The sequence below is a fragment of the Micromonospora sp. DT68 genome, from assembly GCF_049847245.1.
GTDB lineage: Bacteria > Actinomycetota > Actinomycetes > Mycobacteriales > Micromonosporaceae > Micromonospora > Micromonospora profundi.
The window spans coordinates 566,779-582,650 of the sequence record NZ_JBNCNZ010000001.1 but is presented as its reverse complement, the minus strand read 5'-3'; the positions used below and the strand labels follow the sequence as shown (position 1 = coordinate 582,650).

At 70.6% G+C, this 15,872-nt stretch carries 16 protein-coding genes and 1 tRNA gene; 6 read left to right on the top strand and 11 right to left on the bottom strand.

Annotated elements, in window-relative coordinates; all coding sequences use genetic code 11:
* Positions 1-83: 83 nt before the first annotated feature.
* The 4 genes from ACPXB1_RS02800 to ACPXB1_RS02785 form a co-directional block, all read right to left on the bottom strand.
* Positions 84-2,036: a VWA domain-containing protein gene (locus ACPXB1_RS02800; protein ID WP_425734740.1), complete on the bottom strand. Its 1,953-nt coding sequence runs from the start codon at positions 2,034-2,036 to the stop codon at positions 84-86.
* Between the two features lie 2 nt (positions 2,037-2,038).
* Entirely contained in the window at positions 2,039-3,544 is a 1,506-nt protein-coding gene (locus tag ACPXB1_RS02795) for a magnesium chelatase (protein ID WP_425734739.1), read from the bottom strand.
* Between the two features lie 84 nt (positions 3,545-3,628).
* A complete protein-coding gene (locus ACPXB1_RS02790) occupies positions 3,629-4,135 on the bottom strand; it encodes a hemerythrin domain-containing protein (protein WP_355592421.1) in 507 nt (168 codons plus the stop codon).
* A complete protein-coding gene (locus ACPXB1_RS02785) occupies positions 4,132-5,112 on the bottom strand; it encodes an aldo/keto reductase (RefSeq protein WP_355592423.1) in 981 nt (326 codons plus the stop codon). Before ACPXB1_RS02785 ends, ACPXB1_RS02790 begins: the two co-directional genes overlap by 4 nt.
* Before the next feature lie 70 nt (positions 5,113-5,182).
* Here ACPXB1_RS02785 and mgrA point away from each other — a divergent pair, with 70 nt between their 5' ends.
* On the top strand, positions 5,183-6,178 hold the full coding sequence (gene mgrA / locus ACPXB1_RS02780) for an L-glyceraldehyde 3-phosphate reductase (RefSeq protein WP_355592425.1): 996 nt from the start codon (positions 5,183-5,185) through the stop codon (positions 6,176-6,178).
* Positions 6,179-6,279: 101 nt separating this feature from the next.
* On the opposite strand, the gene ACPXB1_RS02775 is transcribed toward mgrA, so the two are convergent.
* A complete protein-coding gene (locus tag ACPXB1_RS02775; protein ID WP_355592427.1) occupies positions 6,280-6,855 on the bottom strand; it encodes a TetR/AcrR family transcriptional regulator in 576 nt (191 codons plus the stop codon).
* Positions 6,856-6,971: 116 nt separating this feature from the next.
* Here ACPXB1_RS02775 and ACPXB1_RS02770 point away from each other — a divergent pair, with 116 nt between their 5' ends.
* Both ACPXB1_RS02770 and ACPXB1_RS02765 read left to right on the top strand, forming a co-directional pair.
* Positions 6,972-7,403 carry a DoxX family protein gene (locus ACPXB1_RS02770; RefSeq protein WP_355592429.1) on the top strand — a complete coding sequence of 144 codons (432 nt, stop codon included), beginning with the start codon at positions 6,972-6,974 and terminating at the stop codon, positions 7,401-7,403.
* A 64-nt stretch (positions 7,404-7,467) separates the two neighbouring features.
* A complete protein-coding gene (locus ACPXB1_RS02765; protein ID WP_355592431.1) occupies positions 7,468-8,529 on the top strand; it encodes a Kelch repeat-containing protein in 1,062 nt (353 codons plus the stop codon).
* A 57-nt stretch (positions 8,530-8,586) separates the two neighbouring features.
* Here the strand turns inward: ACPXB1_RS02765 and ACPXB1_RS02760 are convergent, their stop codons facing one another.
* Positions 8,587-9,486 carry a lytic polysaccharide monooxygenase auxiliary activity family 9 protein gene (locus ACPXB1_RS02760; RefSeq protein WP_355592433.1) on the bottom strand — a complete coding sequence of 300 codons (900 nt, stop codon included), beginning with the start codon at positions 9,484-9,486 and terminating at the stop codon, positions 8,587-8,589.
* Between the two features lie 136 nt (positions 9,487-9,622).
* Here ACPXB1_RS02760 and ACPXB1_RS02755 point away from each other — a divergent pair, with 136 nt between their 5' ends.
* Entirely contained in the window at positions 9,623-9,745 is a 123-nt protein-coding gene (locus tag ACPXB1_RS02755; protein ID WP_053657252.1) for a ribosomal protein bL36, read from the top strand.
* A gap of 89 nt (positions 9,746-9,834) precedes the next feature.
* Here the strand turns inward: ACPXB1_RS02755 and ACPXB1_RS02750 are convergent, their stop codons facing one another.
* The 3 genes from ACPXB1_RS02750 to ACPXB1_RS02740 all read right to left on the bottom strand — a co-directional run bounded on the left by ACPXB1_RS02750 (position 9,835) and on the right by ACPXB1_RS02740 (position 12,645).
* Positions 9,835-10,350, bottom strand: coding sequence for a quercetin 2,3-dioxygenase (locus ACPXB1_RS02750; RefSeq protein WP_355629177.1), 516 nt, complete (start codon positions 10,348-10,350; stop codon positions 9,835-9,837).
* Positions 10,351-10,438: 88 nt separating this feature from the next.
* Positions 10,439-11,749, bottom strand: coding sequence for an FAD-binding oxidoreductase (locus ACPXB1_RS02745; RefSeq protein ID WP_355629174.1), 1,311 nt, complete (start codon positions 11,747-11,749; stop codon positions 10,439-10,441).
* Positions 11,746-12,645, bottom strand: a complete 900-nt coding sequence (locus ACPXB1_RS02740; protein ID WP_355629172.1) for an LLM class flavin-dependent oxidoreductase — start codon at positions 12,643-12,645, stop codon at positions 11,746-11,748. The genes ACPXB1_RS02745 and ACPXB1_RS02740 overlap by 4 nt, the downstream gene beginning before the upstream one ends.
* A gap of 91 nt (positions 12,646-12,736) precedes the next feature.
* Between ACPXB1_RS02740 and ACPXB1_RS02735 the strand changes: the two genes are divergently transcribed.
* Positions 12,737-13,096, top strand: coding sequence for a winged helix-turn-helix transcriptional regulator (locus ACPXB1_RS02735; RefSeq protein ID WP_355629170.1), 360 nt, complete (start codon positions 12,737-12,739; stop codon positions 13,094-13,096).
* Positions 13,097-13,255: 159 nt separating this feature from the next.
* Here the strand turns inward: ACPXB1_RS02735 and ACPXB1_RS02730 are convergent.
* Positions 13,256-13,328, bottom strand: a tRNA-Ala gene (locus ACPXB1_RS02730).
* A gap of 87 nt (positions 13,329-13,415) precedes the next feature.
* A complete protein-coding gene (locus ACPXB1_RS02725; protein WP_053657262.1) occupies positions 13,416-14,006 on the bottom strand; it encodes a YqgE/AlgH family protein in 591 nt (196 codons plus the stop codon).
* Between the two features lie 270 nt (positions 14,007-14,276).
* Here ACPXB1_RS02725 and mdlC point away from each other — a divergent pair, with 270 nt between their 5' ends.
* A complete protein-coding gene (gene mdlC, locus ACPXB1_RS02720) occupies positions 14,277-15,872 on the top strand; it encodes a benzoylformate decarboxylase (protein WP_355592443.1) in 1,596 nt (531 codons plus the stop codon).

The following is a 15,872-nucleotide window of genomic DNA, read 5'->3' as shown; positions in this document are numbered from 1 at the left end:
ATGGACTTGTGGTGCCCGGTTCACCCGGACGTGAGGCTTTTGTCACCCACCACAACTCCATGATCGACGGGATTGGGCTGGGGTTAGCGGCGGGGTTGGCGGGAGCGGAGGTAGTCGGACACCACGTACTCGCCCAGGTCGTCCGTATCGGGGGTGAACATGCGGCCTCGGCTGCGGCGGGCCACCGCGTCGACGAAGCGGCGCAGGCCCGGATCGTCCCCGAGCATGAACAGGTTGAGCGTTGCGCCGTAGCGGCTGAGCCGGTCGACCTCCCGGACGGTCGCCTCGATCGTCTCCGGCAGCGGCGGCCAGTGGAACAGCGCCTCCCCGTCGTCCGGATCCAGATGCGCTGTCGGCTCACCGTCGGTGACCACCAGCACCACCGGCTCGGCGTCCGGGTGCCGGCGCAGGTGCCGACCGGCCAGCCGCAACGCGTGCTGGAGGTTGGTGCCCTGCTGCATGTCCGGCTCGACCGCTGCCAACTCCTGCTGGGTGAGCGTCATCGCCTCCCGGCCGAAGCCGACGATCTGCAAGGCGTCCTGCGGGAAACGCGTCTCCATGAGGTGGGCAAGCGCCAGCGCCGTCTGCTTCATCGGCCCCCAACGCCCCTGCGAGATCATCGAGTACGACAGGTCGACGCAGAGAACCACCGCCGCGGACGCCCGCTTCTCGGTCTCCAGCACCTCGAAGTCGTCCACCGCGAGCTGCACCGGCACGCTCGGCCCGGCCCGGGTGACCGCCCGCGTCAGGGTGCGTACGACGTCGATTGGCTGCTCGTCGCCGTACTCCCAGGGTCGGGACGCGCCGCTGACCTCGCCGGCGGCACCCGCCGAGCGCAGGTCGTGCTGGCCGCGCGGGCCGGCGGTCAGCTCGGCGAAGACCCGCCGCAGTGCGGTCCCGCCGAGCCGGCGCAGCGCCTTCGGGCTCAACGTGAGCCCGTCCGCGTCCCGGCTCACCCAGCCCTGCCGCCGCAACTCCCGTTCCAGCTCGCGCAGCCGGCGCACGTCATCGGCGGCGTCCCGGCCCAGGGTGCGGGCGACCGCGTCGACGTCCACGTCGTCCAGGGTGGCCCCGGGGTGCTCCTGGTCGAGCTGGTCCAGCAGATCGTCCAGCTCACCGATCTCGCCGAGCGCCCCGGCCGCGTCGGCGTAGTCCAGTGGTTGCTCACCCCGGACCCGCTCGCCGCGCCCCCACCGCAGATCCGGCCGCAGCGCCCGCAGGTTCGCGTCCAGTGCGGACAACTCCCCCGCCAACCGGTCCCCCAACGACTGCTGCATCAGACCGGCCAACTCGGCGCGCTGCCGCTCGGAGAGCGAGTTCATCAGCCGCTCGCCCGCCGCCGACCGGCGGGCCAGTACGTCGATCAGCTCGTCGACCGTTCCCGGCCGCTCCGGGAAGAACTCGCCGTGCCGGCGCATGAACTCGGCGAACGCGTCGGTGGTGTCCTCTGCGCGACCGTGCCGGGCCAGCAGGTCGTTGAGGTCGCGCATCATCTCGGCCAGCCGCTGCTGCGCGGCCGGATCGGCGGACGCGCGTACCGCGTCACGCAGCCCCGCGAACCGCTGACCGAGGACGTCGTCGCGGAGCTGGTCGAGGATCTGCTGGTACGACCGGCGGGCGTCCTCGCTGGCCCACTGGTAGCTGGCCAGTTCCTCCACCGCCCGCGCGGTGGACCGGGGCAGGTTGTCGAGCACCGCCTCGGCGAACCGCGCGTTGTCGTCGTCGCGGCCCCGCAGCTCGTCCCGCTCGGCGGCGAGTGCCTGGTCGAGCAGGGCACGAGCCCGGGTCACGGCGCCGTCCAGGTCGCCCCGGCGCAGCGCCTCCCGGCGCAGCCGTCGCGCCCTGGCCGCCAGGTCGTCGAGGCCACCACGCCCCTGCTGGCCACGACGCAGCAGGTCGCGCAGCGCCTCGCGCAGGCTGCCGCCGGCCAGCACCTCGGCGCCGACCGCGTCCACCGCCTCTTGCACGTCGTACGGGGGCGCGAGCGGGTCGGGTCCGCCGCGCCACTGCCCGTACCGGAACCGGTTGCCGGCCACCGTCAGTCCCGGCCGCCGTAGACGGTGCGCCCCGAGTCGGTGACGTCCTTGCCGAGCCGGCGGGTCAGGTGCAGCCCTTCCAGCACGAACTCGACGGCGGCGGCAGCCTCCTCCGGGGTGGGCGCGTCGCCCAGGCCGAGCCGGTCCATGACCTTGGCCAGCCCGGGTACGGTGCCCACCTGGCGCAGCACCTCGGCGGAGCCGACCAGTTCACCGGTCTCGATGGCCGCGCCCTCCTCGACGAGGGCGGTGAACCCGGACAGGTCCAGCCCGGCCAGGCGGCCCCGGAACGTCTCGGCGGTCGCGGTGCGCAGCAGGTGGGCGAGGATCTCGATCTCCCGCCCCTCCTCGCCGCTCTCGAACTCGACCTTGCCGCGCAGGGTGCTGGTCACCGACACCGCGTCACCAACGCGCGCCACCGCCGCCTCCGATGCAAGGAAGGGCCCCTTGTTATCGCTTTCCGTTGTAGAGGGGGCCCCTCCTAACACCTTGCCGGCGGCGGCCAGCAGACCGGCGCGGCGCAGCGCGGCACCGGCGACGGTCTCCGCTGCGGCGATCGCGAACCGGGCGGAGACGCCCGAGCGGGGGTCGACCGACGGCGACTCCCGCACCGCGCGGGCGAAACGGGCCAACACCTCCAGCACGTGCTCCGGCACCTCGGCGACCAGGTCGGCCTCCTGCCGGATCAGTGCCAGCTCCAACTCCAGGTCGACCGGGTAGTGGGTACGGATCTCCGCGCCGAACCGGTCCTTGAGAGGTGTGATGATCCGACCGCGGTTGGTGTAGTCCTCCGGGTTGGCGCTGGCCACCAGGAGCAGGTCCAGTGGCAGCCGCAACTGGTAGCCCCGGACCTGGATGTCCCGCTCCTCCAGCACGTTGAGCAGTGCCACCTGGATGCGTTCGGCCAGGTCGGGCAGCTCGTTGACGGCGAAGATGCCCCGGTTGGTGCGGGGCACCAGCCCGAAGTGGATGGTTTCCGGGTCGCCGAGGGTGCGCCCCTGGGCGATCCGGATCGGGTCGACGTCGCCGATCAGGTCGCCGACGCTGGTGTCGGGGGTGGCGAGTTTCTCGCCGTACCGCATCGAGCGGTGCAGCCAGCCGACCGGCTGGTCGTCGCCGGCCTCGGTGACCTGGGCGCGGGACGCGGGGGTGAGCGGACGCATCGGGTGCTCGTTGAGCACCGAGCCGGGGATCACCGGGGTCCACTCGTCGAGCAGCGCAACCAGTGCACGGATGAGGCGGGTCTTGCCCTGGCCCCGTTCGCCGAGCAGGACCATGTCGTGGCCGGCGAGCAACGCCCGCTCGACCTCGGGCAGCACTGTGTCGTCGTATCCGACGATGCCGGGAAAGCGGGTCTCGCCGAAGCGCATCCGGGCGAGGAGGTTGTCGCGGAGTTCCTGCTTGACGGTGCGGTACTGGTGACCGGCGGCCCGCAGCGCGCCGAGCGTGCCGGGCAGGTCGGCCGGTGGAACCGGGATTACCGAGTTAGGCGCAGTCACCCGATCCACGCTAGCTCACGTTCATTCAAGGCCCTGAAATAACCGCAAACGACAAGAAGGACCGCAGAACCGACAGTATCGATGCCATGACGCTCAGCGGTGGTCGGCGACGTACCGCTGCGGGTCCTTGTCGTGGAACGACAGATTGCGGCCGGCCTTGTGCTCGCCGTAGAAGGTCAGCCACCGCTGGCCCAGCTCGGCCCGCAGTTCGGTGCTGGCGTGCCGACGGAAGTCGGGCAACGCCTCGTCCTCTTCCTCGGCCAGGTGCTCGCTGTTCTCCCGGCGGGCCGTGCCGACGGCCTCCCACCAGGGTTTCGAGCCGACCGGGTGCAGTTTGGCCTCGGCGATGGCGTCCCGGATCTTGTTGTGGTCGCCGATGGCGTCGGCGGTCTCGTCTTCCCCGTCGTCGCCGTGCTTGACCAGGTGCGGGTAGAGGATCGCCTCTTCTGCCTCGGCGTGGATGTCCAGGTGCAGGGCGAGGGCGTCCCAGATGGCGAGCAGTTCCTGCTCGTCGCGGGCGTCGTCGAGGCGGGCGAAGCCACGCCGGAAGGAGGCGTGGTCGTCAAGTATCAGTGCGGTGATGTCGTCCACTGTGCTCACTTTCCCGATGGGCCGGCGAACCGGGCCCGCAGCATCCGGGGCATCGCGGCGAGCCCGGTGACCGGGCGGAACCGTTTGGCGGCCTCGACAAGCGCCGCGTACTCGTCGTCGGCGAGGTCGATGTCGGCGGCTGCGGCGTTGCGTTCCATCTGCTCCACGCCGGACGCGCCGGGGATGGCCAGCACGTTGGGGTGGCGCAGCAGGTACGCGAGGGCGATCTGGCTGGGGGTGGCGTCGTGGGCGTCGGCGATCTGGCGCAGGGTGTCGATCAGAACCCCGCCGCGTTCCAGATTTTCGGGCAGGAAGTACGGGTTGGCCCGCCGGACCGCGCCGGTCGGCGGGTTCTTGGCGTCGTAGCGGCCGGACAGGAAGCCCTGGGCCAGCGGGCTGTACGCGATGACGACCCGGCCGGCCTGCCGGGCGTACGGCAGCAGGTCCTGCTCGGGCGCGCGGTCCAGCATGCTGTAGCGGACCTGGTTGCTGAGCACCCGCCGGCCGAGTGCGGCCTCGGCGGCCTGCCAGCGGCGCAGCCCGTAGTTGCTGACGCCTACTTCGGAGACCAGACCGACGTCCTGCAATGTCCGCATGCCGCGCATTGTGGTGTGGTCGGCGACGAGCGGGTTGGGCTGGTGCACCTGGTAGAGGTCGAGGGTGGTGACGCCGAGCCGGCCGGCCGAGGCGACGGCCCGCTGCTGCACCACTGCGGCCACTGGCAGCACCGGGAAGATCTTGGTGGCGATGGTGACCTTCGGCCGGTCGTCGCCGAGTGCCGCGCCGAGGATCCGCTCGCTGCGCCCGAACCCGTAGACCTCGGCAGAGTCGAAGACGGTCACGCCCAGCTCGATGGCGCGCCTGACGATCTGGGCGGCCCGCTGTTCGAAGTCGGGGCCGTAACCCCACTCCCGGGAGCCGAACTGCCAGGTGCCCAACCCGATCTTGGAGAGCGGCTTGGGGGTGTCGAGGGGGATGAACCGCATGGTGTCGAAACTACCCCGTTGTCCGGGTTCCAACGCCTCAACTCGGCTAGTCGAAGGCGGGTCTACGCTCGTGATCGTGACCTACCTCGCCGCGGATGACCGCTACGACACCATGACCTACCGGCGCAGCGGACGCAGTGGCCTGCGGCTGCCCGTCGTCTCCCTCGGGCTGTGGCACAACTTCGGTCCGGACCGCCCGCATCAGCGGCAGCGCGACATCGTCCGGCGCGCCTTCGACCTGGGTGTCACCCACTTCGACCTGGCCAACAACTACGGCCCGCCGCCGGGTGCCGCCGAGGAGAGCTTCGGTCGAATGCTCGCCACCGACCTGAAGCCGTACCGGGACGAGCTGGTGATCTCCAGCAAGGCCGGGTATCTCATGTGGCCCGGCCCGTACGGCGAGTGGGGCTCGCGCAAGTACCTGATCTCGTCGTTGGACCAGTCGTTGAGCCGGATGGGCCTGGACTACGTCGACATCTTCTACTCGCACCGGTTCGACCCGAACACTCCGCTGGAGGAGACGATGGGCGCGTTGGACGCCATCGTCCGCTCCGGCAAGGCGCTCTACGTCGGCATCTCGAACTACAACTCCGAGCAGACCGCCCGTGCCGCCGCGATCCTGCGCGAGCTGGGTACGCCGCTGCTGATCAACCAGCCGTCGTACTCGATGCTCAACCGCTGGACCGAGTCCGACGGCCTGCTCGACACGCTGGAGGAGGTCGGCGGCGGCTGCATCGCGTACAGCCCGCTGGCCCAGGGCCTGCTCACGGACCGCTACCTGGGCGGAATCCCCGCCGATTCGCGGGTGCGCACCAGCGTGTTCCTCAACGAGAGCGACCTCAGCGACGAGAAGTTGGCCACCATCCGAGGGTTGGGCGCGGTCGCCGAGCGGCGGGGCCAGTCGCTGGCCCAGTTGGCGCTGGCCTGGGCGCTGCGTGACCCGCGGATGACCAGCCTGATCATCGGGGCGAGCAGCGTCGAGCAGTTGGAGACCAACGTCGCCGCCGTGGGGAATCTCGACTTCACCGCCGACGAACTGGCCGAGGTCGACCGGCTGCTGGGCTGAGCGCCCCGCCGATACCGAGATACGACGTTGGCCGGCACCTCATCGCGGGGTGCCGGCCAACGCTGCTGCTTGGACAGGACAGCCCGGCAACGGCCGGCCGGTCATCGCCCGTCGTTGCGCCTCGCCGCTGCCAGGACCCGATCGACAAGGTCTTCGACAAACTGCCGATCCGCCGGTTGGGCCTGGAAACCCGCGCGGATCAGCACCCCGCCCACCAGTAGCGCCAGTGACGGCTCCACGTCCTCCGCGCGCAGGTGGGAGCGGAGGACAGAGTCCAGCGACCGGGTGCCGGCCGCGTAGAGCCGCTCGCGCAGCTCGTCGACGACGGGGTCGCTGCCAGCCCGCTCAAGGAGCCCGCCGAAGACCCTGACCAGGTGCCCGTCGGCGAGGTCCTGACCGAAGTCGAGCAGACCCGCGATCAGGTCGTGGCGTAGATCGCCGGTCGGCTGGGGGTGCCCGACCGCGGCACACATCTGGTCGACCGACGCCCGGACCAGGTCCAGGCGCGTCGGCCAGTGCGCATAGATGGTCGCCTTGGAGTAGCCCGCCCGCTGCGCGACCTCGGCGTGGGTCACCGCAGCCCAACCCTGCTCCAGGAAGAGCGCCGTAGCGACGTCGACGACATCTCGCCGGGTCCGCTGAACCCTCGGATCGACGCTGTCGGCTTCCCGCTCCACAGTCACCGACAGTACTGAGTAACCAAACCATGCGGCAACTTCTGAACTACTTGTCAATTACTGGACGGCTGGTCTAGTTTCGGTGCACGGTTCACCCACCCCGAGAGGACCTCGTGATGACCGACTCTCCGCAAGCGCTGTTGCGGACACCGCCCGTGAGGGCACTCACCATCGGCCTGTGGGGCGCCCAGGGAGCCCTCGCAGTGATCTTCGCTGGCGGCGGCGTCTGGAAACTCGTCACGCCCATCGAGCAGGTCGCCGAGGCGTTCGCCTGGGCCGGCGAGGTCCCGCCCGGTCTGTTCTATGCCACCGCCGCACTCGACATCCTCGGCGGGCTCGGCGTGCTCCTGCCGTCGCTCACCCGGATCAAGCCAGGAGTGACGGTGCTCGCGGCGCTCGGGTGCGTCGCACTGCAAGCCTCCGCGATCGTCTTCCACCTCTCCCGGGGGGAGGCCGCGGACACGCCAGTCAACTTCGTGTTCATCGCGCTCGCGCTCTTCGTCGCCTGGGGCCGTCGCTCGAAGGCCCCGATCGCACCTCGGGCATGACGCACCGCATCACCGGCACCGGCGACAGCCGTCCGCCGTCGACAACTACCCAGCAGGGAGCAGGATGTTAAAGAGGATCTATCGCATCGTCGCGGCGTCGGCGTTGGCAGCGACCGTGTCCGTCGCGGGCGTCGGGCAGGTGACGCCGGCCGTCAGTGCGCAGGCGATGCCGCCCGCCGGCCACGAACGCGCTGTGTGGAGCGACAGGGCGCCGATGAGCACGGCACGGGCCGAGGTGGGGGTGGCCGCGCTCGGCGGCCGCGTCTACGTCGTCGGTGGCACCGTGCAGAGTGGCGACGAGCAGCCAACGTGGGCGACCACTCTGGTCACCAGCTATGACCCGCGTACCGACCGCTGGCGGCAGCACGCCCCTCTGCCGCGCCCCCTCACGCACGTCGGCGTGGCCGGGCTGAACGGAAAGCTGTACGCCTTCGGTGGCTTCACCGACATCGTGCACATGCACCCACAGCAGGTGGCCTACGCCTACGACCCGCTGCGCGACGCCTGGAGCCGACTGCCGGACATGCCTCAGAAGCTGGGCTCGGTCGGCGTAGCGGCGGTGAACGGAAAACTGCACCTGCTCGGTGGACGCGACTCCCACACGATCGTCACGCTGCCGGATCCGCCGATCTCAATGGGGTACGGCACCGTCCGGACCCACCTGGTGTACGACCCGGCGCGACGCAGTTGGTCGACGGCCGCACCACTGCCGGTCGAGCCGCGCGACCACGCGGGAGTCGCCGTCGTCGGCGATCGCGTGCACGTGTTCGGAGGCCGGGTCGCCGACGGGGAGGACAGCCTCGCACGCCACGACGTCTACGACACCCGCACTCGACGGTGGAGCAGGGCCGCCCCCTTGCCGACGCCTCGCTCGGCCGGAGCCGCAGTCGTGCTCGACGGCCGGATCGTGTACGCCGGCGGCGAGTGCCGGCCGGACGAGACCACCTACGACGACGTGACGGCGTACGACCCCCGCAAGGACCGCTGGACCACGCTGTCACCGCTGCCGCAGGGCCGGCACGGGCTCGGCGCCGCCCGGGTCGGCGATCGCGGCTACTTCGTGGCGGGTGCGCTCACCTGCGGCGGCGGGGCGAGCGCTGACACGTTGGCGCTGAACCTCAGGTGAGGTGCCGTTCGACAGAGCGCCTGGGCTGAGCATCGCCGGATGTCGGGTGGGGTCGGGTCACCAGATCCGGCGCCGCCCGGCACGGTGGTTGCGTACCTCGCACTGCCGGCCGACCGGGACGACCGCTCCGCGTCGCCGCCGGCCCACACCGATCAGCAACGCGAGGACCAGCACGGTAGCCGCGCCGGCCAGCACCGGCCACCGCGCGTCGAGGTCGCGTACCGACGCCACAGGCACGCCCGGGTCGGCCGCCGCCGCCACCGCCGACTGGGCGGCGGCCGGCCGGCTCGCCGTGGTACGCGGGACAGCCGGCGCGCTCTTCGCCGTGCCGCTCCGCGCCGCCCGGAACACCACGTCGGAGCAGGAGTAGTAGGTGTCCGGGGTGTTGGAGTTCTGCCAGATCGTGTAGATCAGGTGCCGCCCGCTCCGGCCCGCCGGCAACCGGCCCGCCATCTGGTACGCACCCGCCCGCACCGGCGGGTCGGTCACCGTCAGAAACGGGCGCGACTCCAGATCCGCCCAGGTCAGCGGCCTTCGCGGGTCGTATCCGGGCTTGGTGACGTAGAGCCGGAAGCTGCCCCGGTGCTCGATTGTGGTCCGGTACCGGAAGGTGAACTTCGCGCCGGCGGTCAGCTCGGTGCTCGGCCAGTCGGTGCGGGGCAGGTCCAGCCCCCGGTAGGCGGACAGCCCACCGCTGCACAGCTCGCCGTCCGGGATCCGCTCCCGGTCCCTACCGTTGATCGCGGCCACCCGCACGTTGTCCCACTCCCGGACCGCAGCGCCCGCCGCGACGGCCGCCCGGCAGGCGCTGCTGGCCGCGTACCGGCCCTGCGGTCCGCATGCCGCCGCCCTGCTGATCGGGTCGGTCGGGGCGCCGTGCGCGGCCGCAGGCGTGCCGGCCAGCGGCACGGTCGCGGCGGCGACCAGCACCGTGACGAGCAGCCGGCGTACGGTCATGACGTTGACCTCCCGCCAGTGGTACGGGCGCGGCGAGGCAAAGGTTCGACGCCGGGGGCGCGGGAATCGCGGCATGGGCCAGGGCGTTCCGATAGACGGTACGGATCGAGGCCAGACCCCAGGCCAGGAGGCAGACATGAAGGTACGCACCTCGTTGCGCGCGCTGAAGCAGAAGCCCGGTTCGGTGGTGGTCCGCCGGCACGGCCGGGTGATCGTGGTGAACCGCGCGAACCCGCAGTGGAAGAGCCGTCAGGGCTGATCAGCCCTCGCAACGGACATCGAGTCGCAGACGCCCCGACCGGGAGGTTTCCGGTCGGGGCGTCGCCATGTGTGAGCACGCCCGGACGCTCACTCAGGGAGAATGGTGACGTTCTGCTCAAGCAGCTCGTCCACGAGCCTGGCGTAGCGTTCCGGGCCCCACTGGGGTGGCTGTCCTCCGGGCTGGGGCTCGTCTCCGTTATCTACGAAGAACTTCTCGTGTCCGCCCGGGGTAAAGATGACCAGCATTCTGGCATCGGTGTCGCCCACGTTCTTGAACCTGTGCCGGTTGCCGCGGGGGATGAAGACGAAGTCACCGGCCTCGGCCACCTGGAGTTCATCGCCGTTGAGGAACTCCAGGCGGCCCGACAGCACGTAGAACGCTTCGTCCTCGTTGCCGTGGCTGTGTGCAACCGGTCCGGCCCCGGGTGGCACTGTGGCTTCGATCAGCCCGAGAGAGCCGTTGGTGTCGTCTGCGGTGACCTTGATGGTGTAGGTGTCGCCTGCGAGCCACCTGTGGGTGCCCTCGGAGCGCCGGACGAAGACACCGCCGCGAGCGGTCCAGCGCGGATCGTTCTTGTCGGGCACGGGGAACGGGAAACTCATCTGCTACTCCTTGGATTCGTGCGGGGAAGGGCAGCCGGGTGCCGCCCTGTTGCGTGGGGCTGTCGTGGAGGTTGAGGGAGGAATCTCGTCAGGCCTTTGCAGATCGGTGCAGGATGCCGTCGGGGTCGTAGCGCTTCCACAGCTCGCGGACCCGGTCACCGGTCGGCCCTGGGTAGGCGCGAGCGAATGTCCTCGTATCGGGATGGCTCTCGAAGTTCACGTACCCGCCGTCCACGTGCGGTGCGAAGGCGCCCCAAGCGGTCGAAAGGGCCTTCCGGCCGTACGGTGGGAACGTCGAGGCGATGACAAGCGCCTTGTGGTGGCGATGCGGGTAGGCGGTGGCGGCCGGGTCAAGGTCGTTGGCGGCGCCGCCGAGTGAGCGCATCTGGATCAGGACCGGGTCGCGGCCCGTCACCGCCTTCACCAGGGCGCGGGCCGCGTCGCGGTCGATGTCCGCGAACAGCCCGTTGGTGGTGTTGGTGGGCATCTGGCCGGTATTCGGGTGCAGATGCGCGGCTGGGATCACATTCGAGTACGGGACGATATGAGCCTGTTGGACCGTGATTCCCCTGATATCGAGGAGAGGCTGAAGGGCTTTTTGGATCGTGGCCGGCTTGTTCGAGGCCACGACGGCGGTGATGGAGGCGACCGGCATGATGCCTTGGGAGGCCAGTGTCACCGCCGTCGTCAGTTCACGTGGCGCGGCCGCCATGACGGCACCCCAGCGCTGCAGGTTGCCGCCCGCAGAGTCCACTCGCATGACGAGCTGGGCGAACCCGACGTCGCGCAGTTCGGTGGCCTCGATCTCGAAGGCCACCGCGATCCCCGCACCGGCTCCCGCACCGCGCATCACCCACAACAGATCGGGCTCGGTGGCGGCATCGGCGCGGACCTGGGTGCCGTCGGGCAGGACCACCTCCACTGCGCGGACGTGGTCGATGGTGAGTCCGTAGTGCCGGACGAGCCATCCGATGCCGCCGGCCGTTGCCAGGCCTCCGACACCGACGTTGCCGTGGTCGCCGGAGCTGATAGCCAGTCCGTGCGGGGCGAGTGCCTGTGCGACCTGCGCCCAGCGGGCGCCCGCCTCCACCCGTACCAGGCGCGTACGGCGATCGAGGACGTCGACGCGGCGCATCGCGCTCAGATCGATGACGAGTCCGTTGTCGTTCGTGGCGCTTCCGGACAGGCCGTGCCCGCCACTGCGGACCGCGAGAGGGAGATTCCGCTCGCGGGCGAGCCGCAGCGCCGCGGCGACGTCATCGGCCGACTTGGCGAGGACGACTGCTGCGGGCCGGCCGACGGTGGTGTACGTGGAACGGAGCAGCCTGTAACGAGGATCGCCCTCGGTGACGATTTTGCCGGTCAGGCCGGCCGGGACGGCGCCAAGGCGCGTGGTCATCGTGTACTCCTGAGGGTTTCGACGCGATCGCGGACCGCCGGGACAATCTCGGAGGCAAAGATCGAGAGCTGGTTTTCGTGGTCGGCCACGGGCCAGAACACGAAGGTGTCGAACCCGAGGACGACCACCCACTCGCTGAGCGTGTCCACCCATTGGCGCACGCCACCCACGAGCCCCTGGGCGCCCCGGAAGTGCCCGATGGCACCGATCACGTTGTAGATTCGGCGAACCGATTCCGGGGCGCGTCCGGCAGCCGTAGCCGCCTCATCGATGATCTGCTGGCGGGCGGGCACCTGCTGCGGCGGCACATAGATGTTCAGCGGCGAGATCCACCCGTCCGCCGACCTGCCCGTGACCGCCAGCATCTTGGGCCCCTGGGCGCCGAGCCAGAGTCCGACGGGCTTGGGCGGCCGAGGGCCGGCGCGATAGCCGGTCACCGAGTGATGGGGGGTTTGCAGTCGCACGGTGTCCGCGGCCAGGGCCGCGCGCAGGAGCATGAGCGACTCCTCCGTGAAGGTGACCATCTGTCCGCCGCGTCGGGGCACACCGCCCATTGAGGCGATCGCGTCGGCAAAAGCGCCACCGCCGACGCCGAGGTGGATGCGACCGTCGGTGAGCACGCTCAGCGAGGCGGCGGCCTTGGCGAGCATCGTCGGCGGACGCAGTTGCAGGTCCGCCACGTCGGTGAAGAAGGAGATGCGCTCCGTGGCGACAGAGAGGCTGCTGATCAGAGTCCAGCTGTCTAGGTGCCCCGGCTGGTAGGGATGGTCCTGCACCGCGAGGAGGGCCAGGCCGACGTCCTCGGCCAGACGCGCGAGGTGCCGGGTCTGGTCCAGTGACGCGGCCGAGGGGTCCAGGCTCAGCCCGAAGGAGAGTGGGCGTCCGTAGTCGGTCATGGATCCACGATGCGGCGGGCGGCACGTCCCGCCAAACGACCGGTAAGATACTTACTTCTAGTAAGTAGCCACAGGCTCGGAGGTCGCAGAAATGACCAACACCCAGCCGCTGCGCCCGCAACGCAGCTCGATCCACGATGACACTTGCCCGAGCTTCCAGGAGGCGCTCGAGCTGATCGGGCGCCGCTGGACCGGCTCGATCTTGGCCGCCGCCGCCCAAGGTGCTCGCCGCTTCGGCGAGTACCGCGCCACCATCGACGGCATCTCCGACCGATTGCTGACGCAGCGTCTGAAGGAACTCGAGGCAAACGGGCTCATCGAGCGGACCGTGATCCCCAGCACGCCGGCGCAAATCCGGTACGACCTCAGTGCGGACGGCAAGGCATTGGTGCAAGCCCTGCAGCCGCTGACGAAATGGAGCATCCAGCGTTCCGCTCGGCGCGCACGGTAGCCCTGCGGCCGGTCGGCATGCCCTGGCGCTGGCCGACGCGGTCCGCGACGACCTCTGCAGGGCGACGACTCGGTGCCGGTCGTCGACGAGACGTCGGAGGCCAGGAACGATAAAAGCCCTGGCGAGGGATTCGCTCCCTCACCAGGGCTTTCGCAAGGGTGGAGCCGAGGGGACTCGAACCCCTGACCCCCACACTGCCAGTGTGGTGCGCTACCAGCTGCGCCACGGCCCCTTGCTGTCATCCCGGTCGCCCGGGCACTGGGAAACTATACACAGACCGGCCGGCATGGTCATCTCGCGGGGGTCCCGCCGCCCGGGATCAGTTGAGCGCCACGTCCGGCGGGAAGTGCGCCACTGCGGCCATCATGCCGCCCTGCCGGCGCAGCACCATCGGCCACAGGTCGTCGGGGCGGTCGACGAAGGCGTCACCGGGCAGGGCGTCCAGCAGGAACCAGGACCCGTCGGCGATCTCCTGCTCCAACTGCCCGCTGCCCCAGCCGGAGTAGCCGGCGAAGACCCTGATGCCGCCGACGCTCTCCCGCAGCTTCTCCGGGTCGACTGAGAGGTCGATCGTGCCGACCGCGCCGGACACCTGGTGGAAGCCTTTGAGTCGGCGCAGCGGTTGCCGCATCCGGGCCAGGCAGATGGCCGAGTCGGGCTGCACCGGCCCGCCCTCGAAGAGCACTGCCGGTTCGCGGGCCAGGTCGCTCCAGTCGCCCAGCACTTCGGCGACCGGCACCTCGGTGGCGCGGTTCAGCACCACGCCGAGCGCGCCGCCCGGCTCGTGGGCGACCAGCAGCACCACCGTACGGTCGAAGTTCGGGTCCTTGAGGGCCGGAGTCGCGACCAGCAGCCGCCCGGTCATCGACTCCACTGCCCGTCCGCCGATCGCCTGGCCCTCTCCCTGCATCCCACCTACCCGTCAGTCGTGACCCCGGTCCGGGATCCGCCACCCGTCGGATCCGCACGGTGCGTCGGGATCAGCCGCGCCGTCAACGCCATGCCTGGCACCTTAGCCTGCGTTCCGGGTGCTGGATAAGGTCTGACCGGCGGGTGATCGGAGCAGCATCACCGACGCTGGAGAAACGCCCGAAAGGTCCGTCACATCCCGATAGATTCGGCTGGTCGGGAGGGCGACCACGATCGTCCCTGCGCGTACGCGACACGGAGGCAGGTGGCGATGGCAACGGTCCGGGACGCGACGTACGACGTGCTCCGCAGCCTCGGCATGACCACCGTGTTCGGCAACCCCGGTTCCACCGAGGAGCCGTTCCTGCGGGACTTCCCGGCCGACTTCCACTACGTCCATGCCCTGCACGAGGCCACGGCGGTCGCGATGGCCGACGGGTACGCCCAGGTCACCGGCATGCCCGCGCACGTCAACCTGCACACCGCCCCCGGCACCGGCAACGGCATGGGCAACCTGGTCACCGCCTGGCACAACAAGACCCCGCTGATCGTCACCGCTGGCCAGCAGACCCGGGAGATGCTGCTGCTCGAACCCCGACTGACAAGCCGCCGGGCCGTCGAGCTGCCCGAGCCGTACGTCAAGTGGAGCTACGAGCCGGTCCGCGCGCAGGACATCCCGGCGGCGCTGCTGCGGGCGTACGCGACAGCCGTGCAACCACCGGCCGGGCCGGTCTTCCTGTCCCTGCCGATGGACGACTGGGCCAAGCAGGCCGAGGCAGCGCCCGTCGCGCGGTCGGTGGCCACCCGGTTCGGGCCGGATCCGCAGCGGTTGGCCGAGTTCGCCCGGGTGCTGGTCGGCAGCCGCAACCCGGTGCTGGTCTTCGGGCCGGGGGTGGACCGCTCCGACAATTGGTCGGCGGCGGTCACGCTCGCGGAGCGGCTGGCCGCACCGGTCTGGTCCGCACCCGCACCGGAACGGGCCGTCTTCCCGGAGGACCACCCGAACTTCCGTGGCGTGTTGCCGTTCGCGATCGAGCCTCTGGCCGAGGCACTGGACGGGCACGACACGGTGCTGGTCATCGGCGCCCCGGTGTTCCGCTACTACCCGCACGTTCCCGGTGCTCACCTGCCCGCCGGTGCCCGGCTGCTGCACGTCACCGACGACCCGGACGAGGCCGCCCGCGCCCCGGTCGGGGACAGCCTGCTCGGCGACCCCGGGCTGACCCTGACCGCGCTGCTCGAACTCGTCCCGCCCGCCGACCGATCGCCCCCGGAACCCCGGACCGCCCCCGCACCGCCGGAGATCACCGCGCCGCTGAGCGCCGACGCCCTGTTCGCCGCGTTGGCGACGCACTGGCCCGACGACGGCATCCTGGTCCAGGAGTCCCCGTCCAACCTGTCCGCGCTGCGCCGTCGGCTGCGGATCACCCGCCCGGCGTCGTACTTCACGATGGCCAGCGGCGGCCTCGGCTACGGCCTGCCGGCGGCGGTCGGCGTGGCGCTGGCGCAGCGGGACACCGGGCGTGGACGCCCGGTGGTGGCGGTGATCGGCGACGGTTCGTTCCACTACTCGGTGCAGGCGCTGTGGACCGCCGCGCGCCTGTCACTGCCCGTGGTGGTCATCGTCCCGGTCAATCAGCAGTACGCGATCCTTAAGTCGTTCGCCGAACTGAAGGACACCCCGGGGGTTCCCGGACTGGACCTGCCGGGGCTTGACGTCACAGCGATAGCTGCCGGCTACGGCTGTGCCACCGCTGTTGTAGAAACCCCCGACCAGCTCGGCGCGGCGCTCGCCACCGGGCTACGCGCCGACCGTCCCACAGTGCTGCCGGTGCCGATAAGCACCGACATACCCAAGATCCTCTGA

Coding starts and splice junctions, on each gene's coding strand:
- ACPXB1_RS02785 (WP_355592423.1), bottom strand. CDS start 5,112: ATGCGGTTCATCCCCCTCGACACCCCCAAGCCGCTCTCCAAGATCGGG.
- ACPXB1_RS02770 (WP_355592429.1), top strand. CDS start 6,972: ATGACCGACTCTCCGCAAGCGCTGTTGCGGACACCGCCCGTGAGGGCA.
- ACPXB1_RS02765 (WP_355592431.1), top strand. CDS start 7,468: ATGTTAAAGAGGATCTATCGCATCGTCGCGGCGTCGGCGTTGGCAGCG.
- ACPXB1_RS02760 (WP_355592433.1), bottom strand. CDS start 9,486: ATGACCGTACGCCGGCTGCTCGTCACGGTGCTGGTCGCCGCCGCGACC.
- ACPXB1_RS02755 (WP_053657252.1), top strand. CDS start 9,623: ATGAAGGTACGCACCTCGTTGCGCGCGCTGAAGCAGAAGCCCGGTTCG.
- ACPXB1_RS02750 (WP_355629177.1), bottom strand. CDS start 10,350: ATGAGTTTCCCGTTCCCCGTGCCCGACAAGAACGATCCGCGCTGGACC.
- ACPXB1_RS02745 (WP_355629174.1), bottom strand. CDS start 11,749: ATGACCACGCGCCTTGGCGCCGTCCCGGCCGGCCTGACCGGCAAAATC.
- ACPXB1_RS02740 (WP_355629172.1), bottom strand. CDS start 12,645: ATGACCGACTACGGACGCCCACTCTCCTTCGGGCTGAGCCTGGACCCC.
- ACPXB1_RS02735 (WP_355629170.1), top strand. CDS start 12,737: ATGACCAACACCCAGCCGCTGCGCCCGCAACGCAGCTCGATCCACGAT.
- ACPXB1_RS02725 (WP_053657262.1), bottom strand. CDS start 14,006: ATGCAGGGAGAGGGCCAGGCGATCGGCGGACGGGCAGTGGAGTCGATG.
- mdlC (WP_355592443.1), top strand. CDS start 14,277: ATGGCAACGGTCCGGGACGCGACGTACGACGTGCTCCGCAGCCTCGGC.